Source organism: Thiomicrospira sp. S5 (genome assembly GCF_003991075.1).
Lineage (GTDB): Bacteria > Pseudomonadota > Gammaproteobacteria > Thiomicrospirales > Thiomicrospiraceae > Hydrogenovibrio > Hydrogenovibrio thermophilus.
In genome coordinates, this window is the sequence record NZ_CP014470.1 from 1885232 (window position 1) to 1910856 (window position 25625).

Below are 25625 nucleotides of genomic sequence, written 5' to 3' on the forward strand. Positions count from 1 at the left end.
GGCAGGCTTCCAACGCATGTACAAACCCAAGCTGACCCCCATTTCACATGACTTGTCCTCGACACAGCTCGGCCAGGCCTTGCCGAACCCCTTCCGGCTCCTGACCTGGAACCTTCACAAAACCGACTTCGCGCATTACATTCACCGTCCCATCGAACAGTTATTGAGCATGGAACCGCCGCACTTGCTGTCGTTTCAAGAAGCCGCCACCCGCCCGATGCAAAACCGTTTTTTCAACTTACCGTTTGTAATGGCGCCCAATATTGAAACCCGCCAGAAACATTTCGGCGTGCTGACCGCCACCGAATTCGGTATGACGGCGCAGCACCAGTGCCTGACCCGCAGCCGCGAGCTGGGCTGGGCCACGCATAAAACCGCTTTAGTGACCGAACACTGTTTGCAAAACGGCGAAACGCTGACCCACATCAACATTCACGCCATCAACTTTGTGCCGAACCGATTGTTTCAGCAGGAATTAAATTTACTGTGGCATTTGATTGCCGAAAAATCGGGACCGATGATTGTCAGCGGCGATTTCAACACCTGGAATAAAACCCGGGTCGCCATGTTGGAAAAAGCCGTGCAGCAACTCGGCCTGTCGGAAGTGGCTTACCCCGACACCCGCCCCATCCGCACTCTCAATCGGCAGATATTGGATTATGTTTTCTATCGTGGCCTCACCGTCCAATCCGCCCGCGCCTTTCATGTCGAAGAGATTTCCGACCACAACCCGCTGGAAGTGGTCTTTGCCCTGTAATCAGGCTTCCTACGACTTTTCAGTGCTCCGGCGTACAGATATGACGATTGCGAACCGCTTGAATCGTTTTCCAGGCGAACACCAAAATCATCAAACTCAGCAGCGCCAACAAAGCGATGCCCAACCATTGAAACACCACTTGATTCGTCAGATCAAACAGCTTGAAGGATGCAATGCTGATGGCCGCCAGTGGAAACGTATAAGCCCAGCAGGATAACGCAAACTTCACTTGCAGAAACTTACCGGCCGACACCAGCATCAACAATGTCATAAAGGACGCAAAGAAATACAGTATCCGTGCAAAAGCGTCCAATACGCCTCCGTTCAAAGCTTCATAAGACAGAAAACCAACCGCCGGCGGCGCAATGAAAATAAACAAGGTCGGAATCAGCTTATCGACAATCGGCGGATGAAAAATGATGCGATTGAACAAGATCGCCATGATGACCGGCCAGAATACAATACCGATTGAAAAGAAGAACCAACTGATTTCAACCGGCGCATGATGCACCCCGACAATCGGCACCAGAATATTCCCGACAATCGGGATAAACCAGGCCGGGTTGGAATGTTCGATTTTAAAGAAATCATGATGAATCCAGTGGTACAGCACCCACAAGGTCAATATCAGATGCGCCACGACGCCCACGGACCATAACCAAAACGAAAGTTGCGTTTTACCGATGGCATAGAAGGCAATGCTCAGCAAAATCAGACTGATGCTGATGGCGGGGACAAAATTCATTTTCACGGGATGGCGTACTTCCGCCTGCACCGCATCCGGAAAACGTACCACTTTCAATAAATAGGAAACCAACAAGCCAACAAACAACAGGGTGGCGACCGCCAATACCGCCTGCCCGGCCATTAAGGTCGCCGATGTTTTCACGGCCAAAAGTGCAATCGACAAACCGGTCACGCCCATCACCATCCCGAAGAAACTGGCCGGAAAATACGGTAATCTGAACTCATTATCAATCATGCTTATACCCCTATTAATTTGGACTATAAACCCTATCATAACGCCGAATCCGTCGATAAAGCATGAATAAAAAATGACGGCCTAAGATAGCAAAATAACGCGGCGGTCAGCCGTATCGGCTTGCAAAATACTATTAAAACCATTAATTATTTCTATATGCATATCAGGCGGCCACATGCCATAATGGCCGCAATTCGATAAGGACGTCCGGGCGAACAACGCTGATTTTAACGGAGTATCGGGAACTTAAAATCTAATTTTATAAAAGATTATAAGTTGTTTTTATCATTACACTTTTTTTGACCCAAAAACATATTAGCGTTTGTTTATCCGGTTGAAAAAAGCGATAATCAGACCCTCGAATCGTTACGTTCGACACACGAACGAAAACGAAGACAAAGGAGATTTACATGAACATTCGACAACTTTTTGATTACGACACTTGGACCTACACTTACCTGATCTGGGACGAAGAGACCAAAGAAGCCGCCGTAATCGATTCAGTACTCGAAAAAGTTGATCGTGACGAGCAGCACATCAAAGAATTGGGATTGAACGTTAAATACCTGTTGGAAACACACATCCACGCCGACCACATCACAGGGGCAGGCCCTTTGAGAAAACGCATTGGCGGGCAGCTGGTGGTGCACAAGAACTCCGGCTCGGAATGTGCGGATATTCTGGCGGTGGACGGTGACGTCTTCAAACTGGGCAATCAGGAAATTCATGTACTTCATACCCCTGGTCACACCAATAACGACATCACCTATAAAATCGACGGTGCGGTTTTCACCGGCGATACCTTGTTGGTGCGCGACTGCGGCCGAACCGATTTCCAACTGGGTGACAATGAATCCATGTATCACTCATTGACGGAAATCCTGTTCAAGCTACCGGAAGACACCATGGTGTTCCCGGCGCATGACTACAAAGGGTTCAGCCAATCCACCATCGGTGAAGAAAAAACGTTCAATGTCCGTGCCGGCAGCAACAAGTCTTTTGAAGACTTCTCGACCATCATGGACAACTTGAATCTGCCGAATCCAAAACGCATCGACATCGCGGTGCCTGGCAACTTGAAGTGCGGTAATCTGGACGACTGATTCGTTTACGGATAACACGCACCCATAAAAAAAGCCCCGTTTTCGGGGCTTTTTTGTATCCGGGATTTACCGGCCTCAGACGGCACTTGAATCAAGCGACTTCCACCACCTCTACACGGTATTCCAACGTTTGATTCGCCAATGGGTGATTACCGTCCAGATACACTTTGTCTTCATCCACTTCCACAATGCGGAATTGAATCATATTGCCTTCCGGATCTTCGGTTTCCACCACTTCACCGATTTTGATTTCCACTTGGTCATCAAAGTTTTCCGGCGATGCGTACACGATCAAATCTTCACGTGTCGTACCATAGCCCTTCTCAGGCGGAATTTCGACCTTGGCTTCAAAGCCCGGTTCTTCACCTTCCAAAAACTCTTCCAACCCTTCGACGATTTCACCTTCACCGTGGACATAATGCACCGGCTCGCCGCCGAAAGTGCTGTCGAGCAAATCACCTTTCTCGTTTCGCAACTCGTAATGAAACGTGACTTCGCTCCCTTTTTTAATTCTCATACTCAGACTCTCAAAATTGCATTAAAATAGAAAACATTTAGCGTATTCTACCCGAAGAACTCTCAGAGATTAAGAGAAACAATTTAACCATGCGTCAAATACTACTGGATACGGAAACCACGGGCTTCGACCCGAAAACCGGCGACCGAATCATCGAAATCGGGGCCGTGGAACTGGTCAAACGAAAACTCACTCACAACAACTACCATCAATACATTCAGCCGGAACGCGACGTCCCACAAGACGCCATTGACGTTCACGGCATTACCAACGAATTTTTGACCGATAAACCGGTATTCGCTCAAGTGGTGGACGACTTTATGAATTTCGTCGCCGGAGCCGAACTCATCATCCACAACGCGCCTTTCGACGTGGGGTTTATCAACCACGAATTATCGATGCTGCCGGATAACAAATGGGGCACCATCGAAGCACACTGCAAAATTACCGACTCTTTGAAAATGGCTCGCAAAGCCTATCCCGGCCAGCGGAATTCCCTGGATGCGCTCTGCAAACGCTTCGACATCGACAATTCCAATCGTACCTTGCACGGCGCCTTACTCGACTCCGAAATCCTGGCCGATGTTTACCTGGCCATGACCGGCGGACAGACGGATTTAATGCTGATGAATGAAGACCCCAACGCCAATCAGAATCAAGAAGTTAACCTGAGCCATCAGCGGCCACCTCTCAAGGTGCTTCGTGCGTCCGACACCGAACTCGAAGCCCACGCCAGCAAACTGGCCGCCATCAGCAAAGCGAGTGAACGCACCATTCAATGGTAGCCACCGGTCTTTACTTTTTTACTTAACACCCAAAACGGCCAGGCCTGGCCGTTTTTCAACCTGCGCTTCCAATATCTAAAAAAAGCACACAAAGAGGCAACCATGCAACTGAGACAACAACTTTTCCGTGACGAACACACCAAAAGCATTTTTCTGGAACCCACCGCACAATGGCACCAGGTGGCTGGCAACGACGCCTCTCAACAACACGGCATCAACCATTTGTTTTTTTACGATGAAGAAGCCAAAGAGTTTTTCGATGCGTTTCAGGAAGATGACCTAACCGAACAACTGGATGCGTTGGGCGATATGCTGTTCGTTGCTTGGGGCATCACCCACCACCTAGCATTATCAGAACCGATGGCCGCCTCGCAGATGTCCATTCTCTATGTTCTGGATAAACTGCAACCGCAAGACCCGTTTGCGGTCAGCCAAGCGGTGTTTGAAGAAGTGGTGCGTTCAAACTTTTCCAAGTTCTGCCCCACGGAAGCAAAAGCGCAGCAAACCGTGCAGCACTATGCTGACACACTGGACGTTGACGTCCGCTACGACCAAGTGGACGACTTTTTTGTGATTCGCTGTTTAGCAGACCAGACCGGTCAAGACGGAAAACTTTACCGAAAAGATAAAATTTTAAAGTCGGTGGATTTTTTCGAGCCGGATTTCAGCCACATTCAACTGTAATCCAGTATGCCTTTTGGTCACCTTAGTTGGCGGCCATCAGTTCGTCCATGGCTAAGTTCGCCAGTTCATCGACACGTTCGTTTTCATCATGACCGGCGTGACCTTTGACCCAGGCCCAGGTGACATCATGCGGTTTCAACGCTTCGTCCAAGGCCTGCCACAGGTCTTGATTCTTAACGGGCTTTTTAGCGGCGGTTCGCCAATTGTTACGTTTCCAATTCGCCATCCATTGGGTCACGCCATTTTTGACGTACTGCGAATCGGTGGTCAACGTCACCTTGCAAGGGCGTTTCAACGCTTTCAGCCCCTCAATGGCGGCGGTTAGCTCCATGCGATTATTGGTGGTGTCCGGCTCAGAACCTTTCAATTCTTTTTCAAATTCGCCAAAGCGTAATAACGCGCCCCAGCCACCGGGGCCGGGGTTGCCACGGCAGCCGCCGTCGGTAAAAAGTTCCACTTCCTGCATAGTGTTGTTATGAGTCCTTATCCATTCGTTGATGTCGGCTGGCACGATTCGAAACCACCGCCTGACGGCCTTTCGCGGCAATCAACCAGTTGGAAAGCCGCCAATTCAAGCCAACCGGCGTCGGCGATGCAATGCGTTTCTTCGCGAGAATGCAGTACACATTCCCGAAATCCAACCCCATTCGCCCCAATGTTTTTTCCATCGTTTCCACCCAACCCCAGGTGCCTCGTTCCGAATCATGCCGGGTCAAACAACTGATGGAGCTGTAGGTGACCTGTTCAATATCGTAGCCCAGCACACTCAACCAATCCACAACCCGATGAGCGCGAATCAGATTCGCCGCTTTGAAATGACGCCGATGCTCACCAAATCGATTACGCATGGTTCGACACCCCAAGGGATTAAAGCCGGTAATCAGCACATGCCCTTCCGCCAGCAACGCCGAATCCACCTGCCGCAACAAATGATAAGGGTCGGTCACGGACTCCAAAGTATGCGGCAATACAAATGCATCCACGGCATCGTTTCGAATCGGTAAATAGTCCATATCCGCCTGAACATACAAACCGTCGGTTTTCATCACAGGTTTGTCGTCCAGTAACACCTTACAGTTGACACGGCTGTTATCCAGCAAGCTTTCCGACGACACCCGCCCCAACTGCACTAAATACAGGCCAAAAACATGCGCTAAAGCGTGGTCAATTAAAGGCTTTTCCTGCCGGAATAACGACTGTCCTTTGGACGTCTGATAAAACCGATGTAAAAAGGATTGAAATGAAGGATTCGTCATCATTTTAACCGGCGGATTTGTTAGAATATCGCCATTATAACAATTAACGAGTCAGACATGAAAATCGTTGGCTTACCGACTCTTTCGGATAATTACACTTGGATCCTTCTCTCCGATAATCCGCAAGACAAGACCGCCTGGATCGTTGACCCGGGTGAAAGCCGAAAAGTCATCGACTATTTTCATCAAAACCAGCTGGAACTGGTCGGTATTTTGCTAACACATCATCATTATGATCATACCGCCGGAATTACAGCCGTGAGAGCAAAACTCGGAGACGTCCCCATTGTCAGTAATGCACATGGGCCCTATAAACCTGTTACCTACCCAGTCACGGACGGCGACGAGGTTATTGTGCATGATGAAACCTTCAAAGTGATGTCCACACCGGGCCACACCCACGAACACATCAGCTTTTACCATCCCAAAGCCTTATTGTGCGGTGATGCAATGTTTACCGCCGGCTGCGGAAAAACCTGGACGCAAGCTCCGGGAGTCATGGCACAATCCCTTTTAAAAATTCGTGAACTGCCGGATAGCTGTAACGTATACTGCGGCCATGAATACACTTACGCCAACCTCAACTTCGCCATGTTGGCCGAACCGGACAACCTTGATATGGCAGCACGACAGGTCGAGGTCAAGCATAAAACACAGCGTGGCGAACCCTGTGTGCCTGCCTCACTGGGCATTGAGAAGAAAACCAACCCGTTTCTGCGCTTTGACCAATCACCGTTGAAGGAAACCCTGGCCAACCGTGCCGGAAAAGCCGAACTCAGCAACGAACAGGCTTATGCGACCCTGAGAGCCTGGAAAGATGAACTCGATAAAACTGGAACCCTTGAGGCCGGATTGAATGATTGAGACCCGACATAAACTGTTCACCCCTTTTATAAAACTGGCGTCCGCCGCCACCTTCCTGATGTTAGCGGGGTGTAGCCACCTTCCCTATCAGGACATCGATACCACCGCACAGCGTTCCTCACAGGAAACGGTACCGAAGCTGCCGATTACCGACCCGATTCTCACCGAAAACCGCGAAACGGATGCTTTCGAAAGCTCGATTCAAGAATCCACCGAACGGTTTTCGGCTCTGAAATCGAACCAAAACCTGTCCAACCAGTTGGATCGTGCCTTAGTGTTTTCGCAGGAAGCGCCGGTTTACGACGACCTGTGGCAAGAGATCAGCGAACACTTGTTCCTGGCTCCGGCCAACAGCGAGAACTATCAGGACTACATGAGCTACTACATCAATAAAAAGCGTTACCTGAAGCGCGTGTCGGTTCGAGCCAAACCTTATTTATATTTCATTCTGCAAGAAGTCAAAAAGCGCCAAATGCCGTATGAAATCGCATTGCTGCCGGTCGTGGAAAGTGGTTATTACCCCTATGCCCGCTCGTACATGAGCGCGGCCGGTCTCTGGCAATTCATGCCCGCCACCGGACACATGTATGGATTACACCAAAACTGGTGGTACGACGGTCGCCAAGATGTCTATCGCAGCACTCTCGCCGCATTGGACTACCTGCAAGCCCTGTATGCCCAAAACGACTATGACTGGCTGTTGGCACTGGCGTCCTACAACAGTGGCTACGGCAATGTCCTGAAAGCGCAACGACGCTTCCTGAAAAAACATCCGAACGGCGACCCGAATTTCTGGAACATCCGTCCTTATCTGCCGAAAGAAACTCAGCACTATGTGCCACAGTTGCTGGCGATTTCCAACCTTGTAAGCCACAAAAAAACCTACCAGCTCGACCTGGAGCCGGTTCCCAACGAGCCTTATTTCAAAAAGGTGCAGGTCTCCGATCAAATCAGCCTGCCGAAGGTCGCACAAGCCACTCAAACCCCGCAAGACATGCTTAAGGTGCTGAACCCCGGCTACCTTCGCCTGGCCACCCCGCCAAAAGGCAAACACCCGCTACTTTTGCCGATTGAGGTGGCCGATGCTTTCGAGGCGGAATATTCCGCCAGTCCTGACGACTACGAAGTCACCTGGGTGCGCCATAAAATCCGCTCAGGGGAAAGTTTGAGCGTCATTGCTTACCGCTACCGCACCTCAAGCCGCGAAATCCAAAAGCTTAACAACATGAAAGGCAGTTTCCTGCGTGCCGGCAAAACCCTGTTGATTCCACTGCCGCAAAACCATCAAATCGCATTACGTTCAGCGGATAAACCCAAAAAATACACCGGCAACAAACACACTCATACCGTTCGCTCCGGCGAAAGCCTCTGGACCATCGCCAAGTATTACAACACTTCACCGCGTAAGTTATGCGAATGGAACGGCATCAGCATCCGTAAGCCGATTTACAAAGGCCAGCAACTGGTGATTCAATCCAACCAGTATGGTCGAAAAGTATCTTACACCCTGAAAGAAGGGGAAAGCCTATGGGTCGTGGCGCAAAAATACCGCGTCACCACGCAAGAGCTGTGCAACTGGAACGGCATCAAGAAATCGGCCGTTCTGCAACCGGGAACCAAACTCAAGGTTTGGGTTAAGAGTTAAAGGTTATGCTAGGGAACAAGCAACGACGCTTACACCACATCCTGACACTACTGCTTTTCGTTGCCTTCGGCTTACAGCAGCCGGCGGCGGCCTCGACGCCCGACCCCGCTCAACTGACCCAAAACCAACGCACCTTTCTCGACGCTTATGAAGCCACCAAAGCCAACGACCGGCCGTTAATCGCCAAATACCAGGCGGAGTTAAAGGATTATCCCCTATACCCTTATCTGGTGTATCTGGATTATAAATACCACATCAAAGACACACCGCCCGCTCTGATTCAAGGCTTCATCGACACTCACCCCAACAGCCCCTTGCCGTTCTTTTTAAAACGGAAATGGCTGTATTACCTGGGTAAAACCCATCAGTGGTCCTTGTATTTGAAGCAATACGAGCCGGGCGAATACAGCTCCACCACCTTGAAATGCTATGACCTGCGCGCTCAGATGCAGGTGCAACACACCGAAAAAACCGACCGGCAAATGCAGGCATTATGGCAAAGCGAGCTCAGCCTGCCCGGCACCTGCAAACCGGTGAAAAAATATTTACGCAAACACAAACTCATTACCGGTTCCATGGTGTGGACAAAAGCGCAATTGGCGATGAAAAAAGGCAAACTCAAAACCGCCAAAAACATCGGCCGCGACCTCTCGGCACAAGAGCGCAAAGCACTGAATTATTGGATTGACACCTTCCGCCACCCGAAAAATGTCACCCGAGATATGCCGTCGTACGTCTCGCCGGTGATTCGCAAGGCGATTTTCAAACAAGGCATTCAGCGCTTGTCCTATTCCGAGCCGGAACTGGCCCTGAAAACCCTCAAACAACGCGCCGAGCAATACGGTTTGAACCGTCAGGAAGAAAGCCATTTGCAAAGCCGGGTCAGTCTGCGTTTCGCTTATCAATATCACCCGAAAGCCAGCGAATATCTCGCTCAGATCGACCGCGCCGGTAAAGACGAGCGCACGCTGGAATGGGAATTGCAAGTCACGATTCGGGAATCCAACTGGGTCAATTATCTGGACCTTTACGCCCTGCTGCCGCCGGAAGAACAATCCGAATCCCGCTGGCTGTATTGGAAAGCCCGCGCCCTGGCGGAATTGAACCAACAAGAGGATGCCCGCCCGATTTTCCAAACCCTGGCCAAACAGCGCAGCTTCTATGGTTTTCTGTCCGCCGACCGATTGCAACAGCCCTATCAGTTCAATCCGACGCCCAGCCAGAAAAAAGACCTGGCGAAGATGGTGAAAAAATACCCGCAACTGGAAGTCATGCAGGAGCTGATCGCGATTCAATGGAAACTCAGCTTGAAGCGCGAATGGTACAACCTGCTCAAGAACATCGACCAAAACGACTTCGAAGCCATCGCCAACTTCATGGCGGACTGGGATCAGCACAATTTGGCGATTCAAACCATTTCCCGGGTCAAAAAATGGGACGACTTATCGTTACGCTTCCCAACCCCTTATCGCGAACCGGTGATGCAGGCCGCCAATAAGAACACCATCGACCCGGCCTGGGTGTACGGCGTCATGCGCCGTGAAAGCGCTTTCTCACCGACCATCAGTTCACCGGTCGGCGCCGTCGGCTTGATGCAACTCATGCCGAAAACCGCACGCTACATCGGGCGAAAAATCGGCCTGAAAAAACGTCAATACACCCGCCTCACCATCCCTGAATCCAATATCGAACTCGGCAGTGCTTACTTGAGTTATTTAAGTGACAAATACAACGGCAGTCGCGTTTTGGCAACGGCGGCTTACAACGCCGGACCGACACGAGTCGACCAATGGATTCCGCAAGACAAGGTGCTTTCCGCCGACCAATGGATTGAGACCATTCCGTTTTCCGAAACCCGTGCCTACGTCAAAGCAGTACTGGAATACACCACCATCTTCAAATCGATGCTGAATAAGAAATATGACCGTCTGGAAAATTTCATGCACCCGATCGGACACCACAAAACCCTGTCGCAAACCGATGGCCGCAACGCGCCAAATTCTTGATTCCAAACAGTTAATGAGAAATTCGAGATAAAAAAAAGCCTCAGGGACAAACTGAGGCTTTAAATACATTATTTCTTTTTAATAACAAGAAATAATCAGAGGAGGATACTCATGAAGAAACATGAATAACTCCATCTTATTAGAAATAACTTATATTGTCAAACCCTAATATCAAAAAAGTTTAAAAATAACAGCGACTTATTTCCACATTTTTAAAATGGTTATAAGCCGACGCTAAGCGTTTGATTCCGTTAAACTCTTCGCCAACTGGTGCCTTGCGGGCTATCCAGCAATTCGACACCCTGCTCCAATAACTGGTCACGAATCTCGTCGGACCGTGCAAAATTTTTCGCTTGTCGCGCCTCGGCACGTTCCTGAATCAACTGTTCGATAACTTCATCGGTCAAAGCCGAATCAGACGGCTGCGATTTGAAAAAGGCTTCCGGCGTCATTTCCAATAAGCCCAAACGGTTTGCCAATTGTTTCAACAAAACGGCCAGGCCTGGTGATTTCTGTTTATTGATCTCTTTTGCCAATTCAAACAACACCGCTAAGGCTTGCGGGGTATTGAAATCATCGTTCATCGCCTCGACAAACTCATCGGTGAAACTCGTTGAAGTTTCCGCATCTCCAGCCAGTTCAACCGCTTCCAATGCCGAGTACAACCGCCCGACGCTGGCTTTGGCCACATTCAGGTTCTCTTCGGAATAATTCACCGGGCTACGATAATGGCTCGCCAGCAGAAAGTAACGAATCACTTCCGGATGGTATTGTTTCAAGACTTCACGAATGGTGAAGAAGTTGCCCAGCGACTTCGACATTTTTTCATCATCGATGCGCACGAAGCCGCAGTGCATCCAGGTATTCACATAGTGTTCGCCGGTTGCACATTCCGACTGGGCGATTTCGTTTTCATGGTGAGGGAAGCTTAAATCCAATCCACCGCCGTGAATGTCGAAATGATTCCCCAAACATTTGGTGGACATGGCGGAACACTCGATGTGCCAACCCGGACGCCCATCACCCCACGGAGATTGCCAGGCCGGTTCGTTTTCTTTCGACGCTTTCCACAACACAAAATCCAACGGGTCCTTTTTAAAGGAATTCACTTCAATTCGCGCACCGGAATCCAGTTCGTCGATGTGCTTACCAGACAGGCGACCATAATCGCCATCCGCCTTCACATGGAAATACACATCGCCGTTTTCCGCCGGATATGCGTAACCCTTATCGACCAGGCTGGCGATCATCTGCTCAATGTCTTGTATATGCTCGGTGGCTTTCGGCTCCATATCCGGACGCAGCACATTCAGCGCTTTTTCATCTTCATGCATAGCGTCGATGAAACGCGCCGTCAATTCTTGAATCGGTTCTTTGTTTTCCAACGCACGCTGGATAATCTTATCGTCGATGTCGGTGATGTTACGCACATAGGTAACGTCATACCCCAGAGCGCGTAGGTGGCGCACCACCGTATCGAACACCACCATCACCCGTGCATGGCCGACATGGCAATAGTCGTAAACCGTGACTCCGCAGACATACAAGCCCACTTGATTTTCATGAATGGGTTTAAAGACTTCTTTTTGTCGGGTTTCGGTATTGTAAATCTGTAATGCCACTATTTCTGACTCCATGTATCTCTTAGACCAACGGTTTTATTGAACACCAACGCGTCTCCGGCTTGGTTGTCACGGCAGAAATACCCCTCACGTTCAAACTGATACGCTTGTTCCGGCTCGGCGTCTTTCATGCCCGGCTCGACAAAACCGTTTTTCACCACCAATGACTCGGGGTTGATGACGGCTTCAAAATCGTCTTCCTTGGCCGGATTCGGTACCGAGAACAAACGGTCATACAAACGGAACTCCGCCGGTAAGGCTTTGGTGGCTTCCACAAAGTGAATCACCCCTTTCACCTTACGACCATCCGCCGGGTTCTTGCCCAAAGTCTCCGGGTCATAAGAACAATATACGGTAGTGATGTTTCCATCCGCATCGGTTTCGGCACGCAACCCTTTCACCACATAAGCGTTACGCAAACGCACTTCCTTGTCCAACGCCAGGCGTTGCCATTTTTTGTTCGGCGCTTCTTCAATGAAATCGGCGCGGTCGATATACAATTCTCGGCTGAAGGATATTTCGCGTTTGCCCATCGCTTCGTTCTGCGGATGCACGGGCGCTTGCAAAGCTTCCACTTCGCCTTCCGGGTAATTTTCGATAACCAGTTTAATCGGGTCAATCACCCCCATGGTGCGCGGAGCCACCACATTCAAATCATCACGAATCGCCGCTTCCAGAATACCCATTTCCGTCATGCTATCGACCTTGGAAATCCCGATGCGTTCCGCGAAATCACGAACCGCCGCCGGCGTCACGCCTCGACGGCGCAAACCGGACAAGGTCGGCATACGCGGGTCATCCCACCCCGACACCAAACCGTCTTCCACCAATTGCATCAATTTCCGCTTGGACATGACGGTGTATTCCAGGTTCAAACGCGAGAACTCATACTGGAACGGGCGGTCCGGCTTATTGAAATCATCCAGATGTTCCAACAACCAATCGTAAATCCGGCGGTTGTCCTGGAATTCCAAGGTACACAGGGAATGCGTCACCCCTTCAATGCCGTCGGAAATACAGTGTGCGAAATCATACATCGGGTAAATGCACCACTGGTCACCGGTTTGGTGATGGTGCGCATAACGGATACGGTACAGTGTCGGGTCGCGCATACACATGAACGATGACGCCATATCGATTTTGGCACGCAACACACATTCCCCTTCCTGAAATTCGCCGTTTTTCATCTTAGCGAACAATTCCAGATTTTCCGCCACCGACGTATCGCGATACGGGCTGTCTTTCCCTGGCTCGGTCAAGGTGCCGCGGTATTCACGGGTTTGTTCGGCGTTCAGGAAACACACATAGGCCAAGCCTTTCTCAATCAACTCCACCGCATAGTCGTGGAACTTTTGGAAATAATTGGAGGAATAACGCGGTTCACCGGCCCATTGAAAGCCCAACCAGGTCACGTCTTCCTTAATGGCATCGACATATTCGACGTCTTCTTTCGTCGGATTGGTATCGTCAAAACGCAGGTGACAGCCGCCCTGGTAATCTTCCGCCAACCCGAAGTTCAAACAAATCGATTTCGCATGCCCGATGTGCAGGTAACCGTTCGGCTCCGGCGGGAAACGCGTAATGACCGTTTCGTATTTGTGATTCGCCAAATCGTCATCGATGATGTTGCGAATGAAGTTGGTGGGTTTATCAACAGCGGCGTTCGTGTTTTGACTCATGTCCAAAAAAACCTATCGAAAAATATCAGAATAGTCGGTGCAAGTGCTGTCGCAGAACCGATTCAAGCTCACCCCGTGAGCGACTCGAATCGTTACGCCAACGCATACGTTTAGAATAACGCAACATTATAACACTAAAAAGACGCCGAAATACCCCATCTATACAGGAAATTGCCAATCGTCATCGGAGTGAAAACCGAGATAAAACTCGTCATCCTCCATCACGATTCGTACGCTTTTTTCATGAGTTTTGTAGGCTTTTTTCAATACTTGGCATGGTGATTTGCGCCATCCAAAAAGACCGGTCGTGTTAGAATGCTACCCCACAGTGAAACACTATTGAATGCAATGACATCCGGTCCGATATCAAACGGACGTTAAGCCGTGACAATCTTGGAGAACATCATGACAAAACGCGCTTTTATCTTTACGCTCTTTTTCAGCCTGCTGAGCTTTCAAGCCGGCGCCGCCGAGACCAACAAAGACACCAAAAACCCGGTGGTTCTGATTCAGACCAGTATGGGCGACATTGAAGCTGAACTGTACCCGGAGAAAGCGCCTGAGACCGTCAAAAACTTTTTGCGTTATGTTCATGAAGGTTTCTACGACGGCACTATTTTCCACCGTGTCATTTCCAATTTCATGATTCAGGGCGGCGGCTTCACACCGGACATGCAGAAAAAGCCGACCCATGCGCCGATTCAAAATGAAGCGGACAACGGCTTACGCAACCGCATCGGCACCTTAGCTATGGCCCGAACCAACGACCCGCATTCCGCAACGTCGCAATTCTTCATCAACGTCGCGCAAAACACCTTTCTGGACTTCCGTGAGAAAACCCCACGCGCTTACGGTTATGCGGTTTTCGGGCGCGTCATCAAAGGTATGCGCGTCGTCAATCAAATCCGTCAGGTGCAAACCGGCTTTAAAAACGGCATGGGCGACGTCCCCTTGCAGACCGTGGAAATCATTAAGGTCACGCAAATTCAATAAGCTTACGTAATTTGCCAAATCGATAAAACGACCAGGCCTGGTGGTTTTATCGGTTGCATGCTTGAATGGGCACATCGCGCCCCCATTAAACAATCCAAACAACACACAAACACCCGAATTCAAAAAATATCACCAAAGGAAATCGCATGACACAAGTCACTTTTCAAACCAATATGGGTAATATCACCGTCGAAGTCGACCACGAAAATGCGCCGGTCGGCGCCGAAAATTTCGTGCATTACGCGATGGAAGGCTTCTACAACGGCACTATTTTCCACCGCATCATTCCTGGCTTCATGGTTCAGGGCGGCGGCATGTTACCGGGCATGGAAGAAAAACCGTCCGGCGAGCCGATTGAGAACGAAGCCGACAACGGTTTGAAAAACGTCCGCGGTTCATTGTCTTATGCCCGCACCATGGATCCGCATTCCGCCACCACGCAATTTTTCATGAACCTGGTGGACAACGATTTCCTTGACCACAAATCGAAAGACATGCACGGCTGGGGTTATGCGGTATTCGGAAACATCGTGGAAGGCTTGGACGTCATCGATGAGATGGCCAAAGTCGAAACCACCACTCGCCGTGGCCACCAGGACGTACCGGTTGAGGACATCATCATCGAAAAAACTCTCGTCAAAGAAACCGACTAATCGGGTAAAGCGATGGCTGATATGCCGCATACTTTAATTACCGCCGACGTACACTTGCAACCGGATGACACCCATCCGATCAACCAGGCGTTCTACCGCTTCCTGGACCAGGACGCGCCGAAAGCCGATGCGCTTTACATCATCGGCGATCTGTTCGAAATGTGGGTCGGCGACGACCACGGCCTTGAGCATTACGCCACGGTGATTCGTAAGTTCAAACACCTCACCGAACACGGCCTGCCGATTTATCTGATGTACGGGAATCGGGATTTTCTGATGCGGCGGGCTTTTTTCGACGCCACCGGCATTCAGTTTTTGAAAGAACCGGCGTTGGTCAACCTGTATGGTTTGCCGATCTTAATGCTGCATGGGGACTCGCTCTGCACCGACGACAAAGCGTTTCAACGGATGCGCATTCTGTTGCGCAATCGCCTGGTGACTTGGTTGTTTCTGAAATTGCCGGAGCACAAACGCGTCGCCATTGGCGAAAACATGCGCGCCAACTCTCAGAAATACAACCTCAATAAAGCGGAAAACATTATGGACGTGAACGAAGCGGCGGTCAGAAAGCTGTTACAGCGTTACCCACAATGCCGCCACCTGGTGCACGGACACACCCACCGACCCTATTTACATCAAATCGAGCAAGACGGCCAAGTCAAACATCGTTGGGTGTTGGGAGACTGGCGTCCGGAAACCGAAGTCCTCAAAGTCTGGTCCAACCAAACCCTCGAACTGGTCGCGCGCTAAGGCCTAGTATCACATTCTAAACTAATCTAATTTCAGTAACTTGAAGTGCACTTCGCCGTCTTCGGCCAAAGTAAAACGCACTTTGTCGTTCATGACGCCCTGTTCCATCTGATCGGCACAACTCCAGTTGATTTCCCACGGATAATGGTAATCCAGACGATAGAGGTTATCTTTTTGATAAATGACGGCATCCAGCGCCATGCCGCCCATGTAATTGGCGAAATGACTGATGTGCGATAAGTCCTGAACCAGGTCATGCTCCAGTTCCGGCAAACGCTCCGACAAACGGGCGAGAATGGTTTCGTTGTGCTCTTCGCCGGGTGTCAACCCGGCCAATTCCGTGATGATAATCTTCACAAACCCACCTTAAAAATGCTTGGAGACCAACACCTGGTCTTCGCCCTCGGAACGTGCAATGACGACAGCCCCGACCGAATCACTGAACACATTCACCACGGTGCGCATCATATCCAATAACCGGTCCACCACCAGCAACAACCCAATGGCCTCCGCCGGTAAACCGACCGCCACCAAAATAATGCTGATGGCCACCAGACTGGCGGATGGAATCCCCGCCACGCCAATGGATGTTGTCAAGGCAATCACCACAATCAACAGTTGCGTACTCCAGTCCAGCGGCACACCGAATAATTGTGCGATAAACACCGCTGCCACACATTCATACAACGCGGTGCCGTCCATATTCACCGTCGCGCCCAGCGGCAACACAAAACTCGACACGCGGTTGGACACTCCGGCACGGGTTTCCACCGCATTCATGGTAATCGGCAAAGTCGATGAAGACGAACTGGTGGAGAAGGCCGTCAGAATCGCCGGCGCCATGGCCTGATAATGCAACCACGGATTTTTCACCCCGCCCAAAACGCGCAATAGAATCGGCATGACCACCAGGAAGTGCACGCCCAACGCCAAGGACACCGTCAAAAAGAACAACGCCAAATGACCGAACTGGTCAAAGCCGGTTTTTGCGACCGAGGCTGCCACCAGACCGAAGACCCCTAAAGGCGCGAATTTCATCACCCAAGCGGTAATCATCATCATGACTTCGAAAATTCCTTGCCAGAAGTTCGTCAGAGTGTCTTTATGCGCGCCTTTCAGTTTGGTCATGAAATAACCGAACAGCAAGCTGAAGAAAATCAAACCGAGCATTTGACCTTCCGCCGCGGCATCCACCACATTGACCGGAATCATTCGCAGGAAAACATCCACCACATCCCCGGCCGACTTACCGGAAATCGCACTCATGATCTGATCGTTGGTTTCCATCACCGGCACACCGTTTTCGGACACGCCGGGTTGCAATAAGTTGACCAGGGCCAGACCGATGAGAATCGCCAAAAAGCTGGTCAGGACATAATAGCCCAGCGTTTTACCGCCCAAGCGCCCGAAACCGCCATGTTGACCGACATTCGCCACCCCGGTAATGATGGCGGACACCACCAGCGGCACCACAATCATTTTCAAGGCGTTCAAGAACAAAGTGCCGATAAAAGTGTAAATTGCCAACCAGTGCACCCCGAAAATCTGTGCTTCGGTGCCGGTCCACACCCCCATCACCACCGCCAAAGCCAGTGCGATTAATATCTGCCAATGCAAAGCAAGTCTCATCATCTTCCCTTTGATTTTTATTGTTGTCCGATCAAACAAACACCCAGTTATAAAAAAAGCACCAGGCCTGGTGCTTTTTTATCTTGGATGCATGATGTCCGCGCGATGAACGCACAAGCCATTAAGAATCTGGACACTGCGTCCAGGCTTGAGATGGCCCCATGTTATAGACTTCATCGAAGCCCAGAGACAACAAAATTTGCATCGCCATATGTGAACGTTGGCCGGAACGACAGAACACAATCACCGGCAAATCTTTGCTCAACATGCTATCACCCACTCGGTCGATATCCTGAAGCGGAATATTGACCGCACCCGGCAATTTGTTCATCGCATATTCTTCTGGCGTTCTCACATCCACAAACTGTGCGTTTTTTTCTTTAATCAGTCGTTTTACATCTTCACATGCTGTAAACATTCTTCTTTAACCCGTTATTTTAGAGAGCGTTGCACGAGATGGATGCACGAGTAAAAAAGCTAAAATCCGCCCGATTTACGTTGAAAAACTTGCCAATGGCTAGCCATTGGCTGCGTTTTCCGCCTTAATCGAATAGATTTTTTCTCTTTTTTTCTTCGCGCCCCACTCGTACAAAGCTCTCATTTAATGAAATCTAATTTTTCTCGAAATATACCTTAATGCCTTATAAAAAGCCAGTTTGCAGGGCCCAAATAATAATTATGGCGTAACAAGCTGCCATTATGTCATCGAGCATAATTCCAAAGCCGCCGGACACCTTTTGGTCGGCCCAACGAATCGGCCAAGGCTTAACGATATCGAAAATTCTGAAAAAAATGAACGCCATTGTCCAATAGAGCCAGGATTGCTCCGGCAAAGTCAACAGCACCAACCAGATGCCCGAAAACTCGTCCCAAACAATCCCGCCGTGGTCATGCACACCGATTTGGCGCGCCGATTCACCACAAATATAACTGCCGAACACCAAGGCCAACGCCAACACGCCCCAGGCTGCCGCTTCGCTCCATAATAAAATGGGCAAAAATAACAGCAACCCCAACAGTGTGCCGACGGTACCCGGCCCTTTCGGCACCAGACCGGAACCGAAACCGAAGCCCAGCCACATCACCGGATGACGATTCAAGTCCGTCCAGCGAACCGGTTTAGGCTGTTGCGTCTTCATGACAAGTTCGGCCTGAACGTTACTTGCCGCGCTTCTTGGCAGCCGTTCTCAAACGCAATGCGTTCAACTTGATGAAACCTTCCGCATCCTTGTGGTTATAAGCGCCGCCATCGTCTTCGAAAGTGGCGATGTCTTCATCAAACAGACTGTTGTCGGACGTGCGTCCCACCACAATCACATTTCCTTTATACAGTTTCAAGCGGACTTCACCGGAGACATTCTGTTGCGACTGATCGATTAGTGCCTGCAACATTTCACGCTCCGGACTGAACCAGAAACCGTTGTAAATCATTTCCGCGTATTTCGGCATCAACTCGTCTTTCAAGTGCGCCGCATTACGGTCCAGGGTCAAGGACTCCATCGCACGGTGTGCTTTCAGCATGATGGTCCCGGCCGGTGTTTCATAACAGCCGCGCGCTTTCATGCCCACAAAACGGTTTTCCACCAGGTCGTCACGACCGATGCCGTTTTCACCGCCCACCTTGTTCAGGTATTCCATAACCGTCGCCGGTGACATCGCCTCACCATTGATGGAAACGATGTCACCTTTTTCATAACCGATGGTCAAATAAGTCGGTTCGTCCGGTGCATTTTCCGGTGAGACCGTCCACAACCACATATCCTCTTCCGGTTCGTTGGCCGGATCTTCGATAATGCCGCCTTCATAAGAAATGTGCAGCAGGTTGGCGTCCATCGAATACGGCGATTTTTTGCCTTGTTTTTTCTCGATGCTGATATTGTGCTCTTCGGCATAGGCCATCAGTTTTTCACGTGACAGCAAATCCCACTCACGCCAAGGCGCAATAACTTTAACGTCCGGCATCAATGCATAAGCGTTCAACTCAAAACGCACCTGGTCGTTCCCTTTCCCGGTCGCGCCGTGAGAAATGGCGTCGGCACCGGTTTCCTGAGCGATTTCCACCAAGCGTTTCGAAATCAACGGACGCGCAATGGACGTCCCTAAACGGTACTCGCCTTCGTAAATCGCATTGGCGCGCATCATCGGAAAAACGAAATCGCGTGCAAATTCTTCTCGCAGGTCTTCAATGTAAATTTCTTTGATGCCCATGGCTTGCGCTTTGGCACGAGCCGGCTCCACTTCTTCGCCTTGCCCGATATCGGCGGTGAAGGTCACCACCTCGCACTGATATTCTTCTTGCAACCATTTGGCGATAATTGACGTATCCAGACCACCCGAGTAGGCCAAAACGACTTTTTTAATTTCCGACATGCGATTTCCTTGTTAAAAAGTAATACTATTAATCGCGCGAATTATACATTAAAATCAACTGTTTTTTAAAGGAACCTCTGATTGAATCGGTTTGGATTCTGGCAACGCCAAGTTTTCGTCTTCAAGGCCTCCTTTTGAAGGGCCATCTGGATACCGCGAAAAAGGATAACGCAGAAGTCGGAAACTTGGCTAAGCCCCTTCGGGCGGGGCATAAAGCCCACCTCTTCGTTGTTATGGATCTTGACCTTAGAATGACTAAGGTCGGCGAGCCACGCCTAGAATAGGTGGGCTTTAAGTCCCGCAGAACCTCAAACTGATTCAAGCAGCGGTTCCTTAATGCTACTTTGCGTTTGCCCGCGAATTTATTTTCACAGGCAAACCCGCCCGGCTTCTGGCTTCCGTCAAACGCCGAGCACCGCAAACAGCCATTCACTATTTTGAATACGAGACAGGTTTCCCCGAATGCGATTTACCGATTTTTTCAAGGTTGTTCCCCAGTATATCTTGCCCCAGCAACTGCTATCCAAAGGCATGCACTGGTTTATGCACATCCGTCAGCCTTGGATTAAGAACACCACCATCAAATTGATGACAAAGGCCTACAAAATCGACGTCTCCGAAGCGGAAGACGAGGACTTCGAAAACTACCCGCATTTCAACGCCTTTTTCACCCGTTCCCTGAAACCTGAATTGCGTCCAATTGACGGAAACGACCAGGCCTGGTGCAGCCCGGTGGACGGCGTCATCAGCCAATCGCAAGCCATTCAAGGCCACACCATGGTTCAAGCCAAATGCCATGACTACTCTTTGGAAGCCTTGCTGGGCGGCGACATCGAATACGCCAAAACCTACACCAACGGCGACAGCTGTGTCATCTATCTATCTCCCCAGGATTACCACCGCATTCACATGCCGGCCAACGGCAAGCTGCTGTCCATGACGTACGTGCCCGGCGACCTGTTTGCTGTCAACCCGGCGACGGTTCGCAATGTCGACGGCCTCTTCGCCCGTAATGAACGCTTGGTGATTCGCTTTGAGAACGAACAAGGGCCCTTCTGCCTGATCATGGTCGGGGCCATTTTCGTCGGCAGCATGGAAACCGTCTGGCAGGGCAAAATCACGCCGGATTATTTGCCGACTTTGCAACACTGGGACTATCAAAACGACGAACAACACTATAGCAAAGGCCAGGAAATTGGCCGTTTTAACATGGGGTCCACCGTCATCCTACTCAGCCCGGAAGGCAAAATGCCAGGCCTGGGACAAATAGCGGAAAATACCCCTATTCAAATGGGCCAAATGCTGGCACAATATGCAGAAGATAATTTTTCAGCGCAGGAAAATACGCCTTAGCCTTAACCGGCCGTCCATTTCAATGTTGCAACATTGGAATGGGCAAGGCTCACGCTTTTGCTCTGCAACAATAAATAAAATGAAATCCCAATACGAGGAATGGTTTTTATGAAAATGGTTACTGCGATTATCAAACCTTTCAAACTGGACGATGTACGCGAAGCCTTACATGAGATCGGCGTACACGGCATGACCGTGATCGATGTCAAAGGTTACGGCCGCCAGAAAGGTCATACCGAAATGTATCGTGGCGCTGAATATGTCGTCGACTTCCTGCCGAAGTTGAAATTGGAAATCGCCGTGAGCGAGGACAAGGTGGATCAAGTCATCGAAGCCATCACTCAAACGGCGCAAACCGGCAAAATCGGTGACGGCAAAATCTTCGTTACCGCCATCGAACAAACGATTCGTATCCGTACAGGTGAGACCGGGCCGGAAGCACTATAAGCGCACCCCCCTCTCGCCCTTCAAAAAACGACCAGGCCTGGTCGTTTTTTTATATCTGCACCTTCTAAACCGCTTCCTCTCTCGACGGCCAAATCGACACCCCCACTCGGTTCTTTTGGCGAAGCTCGGCATTCTCACTGGATTCACCGAACGGAATGACCTCCCAATCCCAAGCGAGCTCATACGCCGGTAACGGCACATCCCAGGCGGGGTCCAACTGATCGGTTAAACGACCACTGCGGTCGTATTCCCGCATTTCCCGGTCGGCAATCAAGCACTTCACTCCGCCAAACCGGTTCAAATACGCCAAATGGGCTTGAATCAGCGCCTTACCAAACGCATCGGCTTTCGCTTCCGATAAACCGAACCGGTCCATCAACCAACGGGCCGGAATCAACGGTAATTGCGTCGCCAGATTCAAGGACACCACACAATCGACCTTTTCCGGTTCAACCCCCGGCAAACTCGGCGGCTCCACAACGCTTCCGCCCTGTTCGACCTTCGCCAAACAACCACTGACATCTGCTTCCAATAAGGTCACATTATCGTACTCGGCCGCCTGGCGACGGGCCGGCTTCAAAAACACCATATCCACCAAGGTCACGGAGGCGAATGTCTGGCTTAAAAACGATAACGGGATGTCATTCAGCGAACCGGCGCCCAGAACGACGGTGTGGCGAAAGGAAGTGCATTCCGCCACCGCTTGGCGGATGGCGGCCTGACATTGCTCGAAATGCGGCTGCCAGGACTGTTGACAGCGTTGATGGCGCGCCGACATAGCGATGGCTTCATGCAGAAAGCCCATCTTGCGTGCCAAACGCGAGGACCGCGTGGTATAGAATTGAACAAACTCTTTCAGCATCCGGGATTACATCCAAACGGACGACAGCCGTTCGGCTTACTCATCCAATCCCAATGCCTGGGTTTTACGCGTCAAGGTGTTCCGCCCCCAACCAAGCAACTGCGCGGCTTTCTGGCGATGGTTCATGCTGTGTTTCATAGCCACTTCAATCAACGCTTTCTCGAAGATTTTCTCCGCTTCGGTGTGCAGTTCCGATTGACCGGCGTTCAGGAAGTTTTTCGCCCAGAGACGCAACGGCGTTTCCCAATCTTCCGACACGTCGCCGGAACCGCCTTCCACGCCACTCATCGGCTCAGAGTCGTTTTGCAGTTCCAATGGCAAGTCTTCCATATACACGGTTTTATCCGGCGCCATAATGGTCAACCAGGTGCATAAACTGCGGATTTGGCGCACATTCCCCGGCCAAGGCAATTCGGCCAGATACTTTTCGACCGGCTTGCTCAAGCGCTTTTCTTCCAAGCCGTAGGTTTTGGCTTCCTCGGTCAAGTAATAACGCACAATCGGCAAAATATCTTCGCGGCGCTCGCGCAAGGCTGGCACCTTGATTCGAATCACATTCAGACGGTATAGTAAATCTTCACGGAACCGCCCTTGTTTGACCAGCTCCTGCATGTTTTGGTGAGTGGCGGCGACAATGCGCACATCGGTTTTAATCGGGGTTTTTCCGCCGACGCGATAAAAGGTGCCGTCATTCAGAACCCGCAATAAGCGGGTTTGCAAATCCACCGGCATATCACCGATTTCATCCAGAAACAGCGTCCCGCCATTGGCTTCTTCAAATCGCCCCATGCGCTGAGTGTGCGCCCCGGTAAAGGCCCCTTTCTCATGACCGAACAACTCCGACTCCAGCAAATCACGCGGAATCGCCGCGGTGTTGATCGCCACAAACGGTCGATTGGAACGGCCGCTCAATTCATACAGCGCACGCGCGACCAACTCTTTCCCCGTCCCGGTTTCCCCGGTAATCAAGACCGTCACATCCAATTGAGACACACGCCCCAAAATCCGGAACACTTCCTGCATCGACGGTGCCGAACCGATGATATTCAACGGCTGCTTGGTCTGCTTGGATTTACGCACCCGCTTACCGCCCGACATTTGACGTTTGACCGCTCGGTCGATGATCATCAACGCATCGTCGATATCAAACGGTTTCGGCAGATATTCGAAAGCGCGACTTTGGAAGGATTTCACTGCGGTATCCAAGTCGGCGTGCGCCGTCATGATAATAACCGGAATGTCCTTATCGTGGTCATGAATGGCTTCCATGAATTCCAAGCCGTCCATACCCGGCATGCGAACATCCGAAATCACCACGGTCGGACGCTCTTCATGCAGATTGCGAAGAGCCTCAAACGCCGAATCAAAGGCGCGAATGATATAAGGCCTGTCCTCAAGGGATTCCGTCAACACCCATCGAATCGAGGCGTCGTCATCCACGATCCAAACCACTGGGTCCGATTGATTTCCGTTTGTTTCTTGTTCCATGCCGTTTTCCTATCAACTCATGCTTGCTTGTTTACTGTTCACTCAAGCCGCTTCGCTTAAATTCCGTTAAAAAATGTTTAACCCCGTTCCTTACGCAATAACCGCTGAGTTTCACTGCGGTTATGGTCGAACGGTAAATAAATATTGAACACCGTGTTGCCGGGTTCGCTTTGGGCCACAATCAAGCCGCCGTGTTTACGTACAATGTTCTGCGAGACCGAGAGCCCTAAACCGGAACCGCTCTTCTTGCTGCTCACCATCGGATAAAAAATGGAATCGAACACATCCGGTGCAATGCCCTCTCCTTCGTCCATCACACTGATGACGGCCACCAGCGGATAGGTCTTGGTTCCGAGCGTGAACTTCGATTCGACGCGGGTTTTCAACGTCAGCACGCCGCCGTGTTTTTCCATCGCCTGAATCGCGTTCTTCACCAGATTCAACAGAGCTTGAACCATCGCCTCGAAGTCCATCGAAATCTCCGGGATACTCGGGTCATAATCCAGCTTGATAAAAACGTTATCCGGCTTTTCGCCACGTACGACATCAATCACATAGCCAATCAGTTCGTGAATGTTATAAGGTTCCTTATCCGCATCGCCTCTCGGCCCCAACATGCGGTCCACCAGGTTTTGCAGCCGCTTGACCTCGCGCAGAATCACTTCCAGGAACTGATCGGCCTTGTCGTTATCCGGAAAACGTTTCTGCAACAGCTGGGTCGAGCCGTAAATACCGGCCAACGGGTTTTTGATTTCATGCGCTAACGTCCGCACAAGCAGATTCCCGGCTTCATATTGATGCCAACGTTCGTCTTCTTCAGCAATCCGATGGTGGCGCTCAGTGTTGTAAAGTTCGATCAACCAGCCGTCGTCGCCATCCATTTCATAATAGGAAATGGTACAGGTCACATGAATTTTCTGGGCATCCGGCAAACGAATCGTGTACTCGTGAATCGTTAAACGGCCGGTACCACAGGCATGAATATCATCCAAAAGACGGGGCAAGATATACCGCCAGTTCATGCCGATAACCCGTTGAGCGCTGAGCTGCAGCAACTCGGCTCCGGCCAAGTTGATAAACCCGATATTTTCGTTCTTATCAATCCAGACAACCGCGGTGGTCAACCCGGCCAGAATTTCGACCAGGTTGACGTTCTGCTTAATCGGGTGCGTCATGATTT

The 25625-nt window shown here is 50.5% G+C and carries 26 protein-coding genes; 12 read left to right on the forward strand and 14 right to left on the reverse strand.

Annotated elements, in window-relative coordinates; genetic code table 11:
* Positions 1–16 precede the first annotated feature (16 nt).
* A complete protein-coding gene (locus tag AYJ59_RS08695; RefSeq protein ID WP_127119888.1) occupies positions 17–757 on the forward strand; it encodes an endonuclease/exonuclease/phosphatase family protein in 741 nt (246 codons plus the stop codon).
* Between the two features lie 19 nt (positions 758–776).
* Here the strand turns inward: AYJ59_RS08695 and AYJ59_RS08700 are convergent, their stop codons facing one another.
* Positions 777–1739, reverse strand: a complete 963-nt coding sequence (locus AYJ59_RS08700) for an SLAC1 anion channel family protein (RefSeq protein WP_127119889.1) — start codon at positions 1737–1739, stop codon at positions 777–779.
* Positions 1740–2149: 410 nt separating this feature from the next.
* On the opposite strand from AYJ59_RS08700, the gene AYJ59_RS08705 reads away from it, so the two are divergent.
* Entirely contained in the window at positions 2150–2842 is a 693-nt protein-coding gene (locus AYJ59_RS08705; protein WP_029937771.1) for an MBL fold metallo-hydrolase, read from the forward strand.
* Between the two features lie 91 nt (positions 2843–2933).
* Here the strand turns inward: AYJ59_RS08705 and AYJ59_RS08710 are convergent, their stop codons facing one another.
* Entirely contained in the window at positions 2934–3359 is a 426-nt protein-coding gene (locus AYJ59_RS08710) for an FKBP-type peptidyl-prolyl cis-trans isomerase (RefSeq protein ID WP_127119890.1), read from the reverse strand.
* Positions 3360–3448: 89 nt separating this feature from the next.
* Between AYJ59_RS08710 and dnaQ the strand changes: the two genes are divergently transcribed.
* The gene (gene dnaQ, locus AYJ59_RS08715) at positions 3449–4144 is read left to right on the forward strand and encodes a DNA polymerase III subunit epsilon (RefSeq protein ID WP_127119891.1); all 696 of its coding nucleotides are present in this window, start codon (positions 3449–3451) and stop codon (positions 4142–4144) included.
* 102 nt (positions 4145–4246) lie between these two features.
* Positions 4247–4828 carry a hypothetical protein gene (locus AYJ59_RS08720; RefSeq protein WP_127119892.1) on the forward strand — a complete coding sequence of 194 codons (582 nt, stop codon included), beginning with the start codon at positions 4247–4249 and terminating at the stop codon, positions 4826–4828.
* A gap of 22 nt (positions 4829–4850) precedes the next feature.
* On the opposite strand, the gene rnhA is transcribed toward AYJ59_RS08720, so the two are convergent.
* On the reverse strand, positions 4851–5294 hold the full coding sequence (rnhA, locus tag AYJ59_RS08725; protein ID WP_127119893.1) for a ribonuclease HI: 444 nt from the start codon (positions 5292–5294) through the stop codon (positions 4851–4853).
* A 7-nt stretch (positions 5295–5301) separates the two neighbouring features.
* On the reverse strand, positions 5302–6087 hold the full coding sequence (locus tag AYJ59_RS08730) for a class I SAM-dependent methyltransferase (RefSeq protein ID WP_237260310.1): 786 nt from the start codon (positions 6085–6087) through the stop codon (positions 5302–5304).
* Between the two features lie 54 nt (positions 6088–6141).
* On the opposite strand from AYJ59_RS08730, the gene gloB reads away from it, so the two are divergent.
* Genes gloB through AYJ59_RS08745 form a run of 3 tightly spaced genes read left to right on the forward strand, consistent with a single transcriptional unit; the run spans position 6142 to position 10599 of the window.
* Positions 6142–6948: a hydroxyacylglutathione hydrolase gene (gloB, locus tag AYJ59_RS08735; protein WP_127119894.1), complete on the forward strand. Its 807-nt coding sequence runs from the start codon at positions 6142–6144 to the stop codon at positions 6946–6948.
* Positions 6941–8593, forward strand: coding sequence for a LysM peptidoglycan-binding domain-containing protein (locus AYJ59_RS08740; RefSeq protein WP_081836786.1), 1653 nt, complete (start codon positions 6941–6943; stop codon positions 8591–8593). The genes gloB and AYJ59_RS08740 overlap by 8 nt, the downstream gene beginning before the upstream one ends.
* 5 nt (positions 8594–8598) lie before the next feature.
* Complete coding sequence (locus AYJ59_RS08745; RefSeq protein ID WP_127119895.1) at positions 8599–10599, forward strand: lytic transglycosylase domain-containing protein; 2001 nt, start codon at positions 8599–8601, stop codon at positions 10597–10599.
* Positions 10600–10850: 251 nt separating this feature from the next.
* On the opposite strand, the gene cysS is transcribed toward AYJ59_RS08745, so the two are convergent.
* Positions 10851–12221, reverse strand: coding sequence for a cysteine--tRNA ligase (gene cysS, locus AYJ59_RS08750; RefSeq protein WP_206197864.1), 1371 nt, complete (start codon positions 12219–12221; stop codon positions 10851–10853).
* Positions 12221–13900, reverse strand: coding sequence for a glutamine--tRNA ligase/YqeY domain fusion protein (locus AYJ59_RS08755; protein ID WP_127119897.1), 1680 nt, complete (start codon positions 13898–13900; stop codon positions 12221–12223). Before AYJ59_RS08755 ends, cysS begins: the two co-directional genes overlap by 1 nt.
* A gap of 405 nt (positions 13901–14305) precedes the next feature.
* On the opposite strand from AYJ59_RS08755, the gene AYJ59_RS08760 reads away from it, so the two are divergent.
* From AYJ59_RS08760 to AYJ59_RS08770, 3 genes are all read left to right on the forward strand, one after another.
* Positions 14306–14893 (forward strand): peptidylprolyl isomerase, encoded by a 588-nt coding sequence (locus AYJ59_RS08760; RefSeq protein WP_127119898.1) that lies wholly within the window; start codon positions 14306–14308, stop codon positions 14891–14893.
* Positions 14894–15039: 146 nt separating this feature from the next.
* On the forward strand, positions 15040–15546 hold the full coding sequence (locus tag AYJ59_RS08765) for a peptidylprolyl isomerase (protein WP_068648263.1): 507 nt from the start codon (positions 15040–15042) through the stop codon (positions 15544–15546).
* Positions 15547–15567: 21 nt separating this feature from the next.
* Entirely contained in the window at positions 15568–16296 is a 729-nt protein-coding gene (locus tag AYJ59_RS08770) for a UDP-2,3-diacylglucosamine diphosphatase (RefSeq protein ID WP_127119899.1), read from the forward strand.
* Positions 16297–16317: 21 nt separating this feature from the next.
* On the opposite strand, the gene AYJ59_RS08775 is transcribed toward AYJ59_RS08770, so the two are convergent.
* The 5 genes from AYJ59_RS08775 to AYJ59_RS08795 form a co-directional block, all read right to left on the reverse strand.
* Positions 16318–16653 (reverse strand): hypothetical protein, encoded by a 336-nt coding sequence (locus AYJ59_RS08775; RefSeq protein ID WP_029937757.1) that lies wholly within the window; start codon positions 16651–16653, stop codon positions 16318–16320.
* Positions 16654–16662: 9 nt separating this feature from the next.
* Positions 16663–17928 (reverse strand): dicarboxylate/amino acid:cation symporter, encoded by a 1266-nt coding sequence (locus tag AYJ59_RS08780; RefSeq protein WP_225972403.1) that lies wholly within the window; start codon positions 17926–17928, stop codon positions 16663–16665.
* Positions 17929–18046: 118 nt separating this feature from the next.
* Positions 18047–18343 (reverse strand): rhodanese-like domain-containing protein, encoded by a 297-nt coding sequence (locus tag AYJ59_RS08785; protein WP_029937755.1) that lies wholly within the window; start codon positions 18341–18343, stop codon positions 18047–18049.
* Positions 18344–18566: 223 nt separating this feature from the next.
* Positions 18567–19064 (reverse strand): phosphatidylglycerophosphatase A family protein, encoded by a 498-nt coding sequence (locus AYJ59_RS08790; RefSeq protein ID WP_127119900.1) that lies wholly within the window; start codon positions 19062–19064, stop codon positions 18567–18569.
* Positions 19065–19083: 19 nt separating this feature from the next.
* Positions 19084–20295 carry an argininosuccinate synthase gene (locus AYJ59_RS08795; RefSeq protein ID WP_127119901.1) on the reverse strand — a complete coding sequence of 404 codons (1212 nt, stop codon included), beginning with the start codon at positions 20293–20295 and terminating at the stop codon, positions 19084–19086.
* A gap of 462 nt (positions 20296–20757) precedes the next feature.
* Here AYJ59_RS08795 and asd point away from each other — a divergent pair, with 462 nt between their 5' ends.
* Both asd and AYJ59_RS08805 read left to right on the forward strand, forming a co-directional pair.
* Positions 20758–21648 (forward strand): archaetidylserine decarboxylase, encoded by an 891-nt coding sequence (gene asd / locus AYJ59_RS08800; RefSeq protein WP_127119902.1) that lies wholly within the window; start codon positions 20758–20760, stop codon positions 21646–21648.
* A 108-nt stretch (positions 21649–21756) separates the two neighbouring features.
* Entirely contained in the window at positions 21757–22095 is a 339-nt protein-coding gene (locus AYJ59_RS08805) for a P-II family nitrogen regulator (RefSeq protein WP_068648249.1), read from the forward strand.
* 64 nt (positions 22096–22159) lie between these two features.
* On the opposite strand, the gene AYJ59_RS08810 is transcribed toward AYJ59_RS08805, so the two are convergent.
* The 3 genes from AYJ59_RS08810 to glnL form a co-directional block, all read right to left on the reverse strand.
* Positions 22160–22957, reverse strand: coding sequence for a hypothetical protein (locus AYJ59_RS08810; RefSeq protein WP_127119903.1), 798 nt, complete (start codon positions 22955–22957; stop codon positions 22160–22162).
* Between the two features lie 36 nt (positions 22958–22993).
* On the reverse strand, positions 22994–24445 hold the full coding sequence (gene ntrC, locus AYJ59_RS08815) for a nitrogen regulation protein NR(I) (protein WP_127119904.1): 1452 nt from the start codon (positions 24443–24445) through the stop codon (positions 22994–22996).
* A 77-nt stretch (positions 24446–24522) separates the two neighbouring features.
* The gene (gene glnL, locus AYJ59_RS08820) at positions 24523–25620 is read right to left on the reverse strand and encodes a nitrogen regulation protein NR(II) (protein WP_029937748.1); all 1098 of its coding nucleotides are present in this window, start codon (positions 25618–25620) and stop codon (positions 24523–24525) included.
* Between the last annotated feature and the right edge of the window lie 5 nt (positions 25621–25625).

Coding starts and splice junctions, on each gene's coding strand:
- AYJ59_RS08695 (WP_127119888.1), top strand. CDS start 17: ATGTACAAACCCAAGCTGACCCCCATTTCACATGACTTGTCCTCGACA.
- AYJ59_RS08700 (WP_127119889.1), bottom strand. CDS start 1,739: ATGATTGATAATGAGTTCAGATTACCGTATTTTCCGGCCAGTTTCTTC.
- AYJ59_RS08705 (WP_029937771.1), top strand. CDS start 2,150: ATGAACATTCGACAACTTTTTGATTACGACACTTGGACCTACACTTAC.
- AYJ59_RS08710 (WP_127119890.1), bottom strand. CDS start 3,359: ATGAGAATTAAAAAAGGGAGCGAAGTCACGTTTCATTACGAGTTGCGA.
- dnaQ (WP_127119891.1), top strand. CDS start 3,449: ATGCGTCAAATACTACTGGATACGGAAACCACGGGCTTCGACCCGAAA.
- AYJ59_RS08720 (WP_127119892.1), top strand. CDS start 4,247: ATGCAACTGAGACAACAACTTTTCCGTGACGAACACACCAAAAGCATT.
- rnhA (WP_127119893.1), bottom strand. CDS start 5,294: ATGCAGGAAGTGGAACTTTTTACCGACGGCGGCTGCCGTGGCAACCCC.
- AYJ59_RS08730 (WP_237260310.1), bottom strand. CDS start 6,087: ATGATGACGAATCCTTCATTTCAATCCTTTTTACATCGGTTTTATCAG.
- gloB (WP_127119894.1), top strand. CDS start 6,142: ATGAAAATCGTTGGCTTACCGACTCTTTCGGATAATTACACTTGGATC.
- AYJ59_RS08740 (WP_081836786.1), top strand. CDS start 6,941: ATGATTGAGACCCGACATAAACTGTTCACCCCTTTTATAAAACTGGCG.
- AYJ59_RS08745 (WP_127119895.1), top strand. CDS start 8,599: ATGCTAGGGAACAAGCAACGACGCTTACACCACATCCTGACACTACTG.
- AYJ59_RS08755 (WP_127119897.1), bottom strand. CDS start 13,900: ATGAGTCAAAACACGAACGCCGCTGTTGATAAACCCACCAACTTCATT.
- AYJ59_RS08760 (WP_127119898.1), top strand. CDS start 14,306: ATGACAAAACGCGCTTTTATCTTTACGCTCTTTTTCAGCCTGCTGAGC.
- AYJ59_RS08765 (WP_068648263.1), top strand. CDS start 15,040: ATGACACAAGTCACTTTTCAAACCAATATGGGTAATATCACCGTCGAA.
- AYJ59_RS08770 (WP_127119899.1), top strand. CDS start 15,568: ATGCCGCATACTTTAATTACCGCCGACGTACACTTGCAACCGGATGAC.
- AYJ59_RS08780 (WP_225972403.1), bottom strand. CDS start 17,928: ATGATGAGACTTGCTTTGCATTGGCAGATATTAATCGCACTGGCTTTG.
- AYJ59_RS08785 (WP_029937755.1), bottom strand. CDS start 18,343: ATGTTTACAGCATGTGAAGATGTAAAACGACTGATTAAAGAAAAAAAC.
- AYJ59_RS08790 (WP_127119900.1), bottom strand. CDS start 19,064: ATGAAGACGCAACAGCCTAAACCGGTTCGCTGGACGGACTTGAATCGT.
- AYJ59_RS08795 (WP_127119901.1), bottom strand. CDS start 20,295: ATGTCGGAAATTAAAAAAGTCGTTTTGGCCTACTCGGGTGGTCTGGAT.
- asd (WP_127119902.1), top strand. CDS start 20,758: ATGCGATTTACCGATTTTTTCAAGGTTGTTCCCCAGTATATCTTGCCC.
- AYJ59_RS08805 (WP_068648249.1), top strand. CDS start 21,757: ATGAAAATGGTTACTGCGATTATCAAACCTTTCAAACTGGACGATGTA.
- AYJ59_RS08810 (WP_127119903.1), bottom strand. CDS start 22,957: ATGCTGAAAGAGTTTGTTCAATTCTATACCACGCGGTCCTCGCGTTTG.
- ntrC (WP_127119904.1), bottom strand. CDS start 24,445: ATGGAACAAGAAACAAACGGAAATCAATCGGACCCAGTGGTTTGGATC.
- glnL (WP_029937748.1), bottom strand. CDS start 25,620: ATGACGCACCCGATTAAGCAGAACGTCAACCTGGTCGAAATTCTGGCC.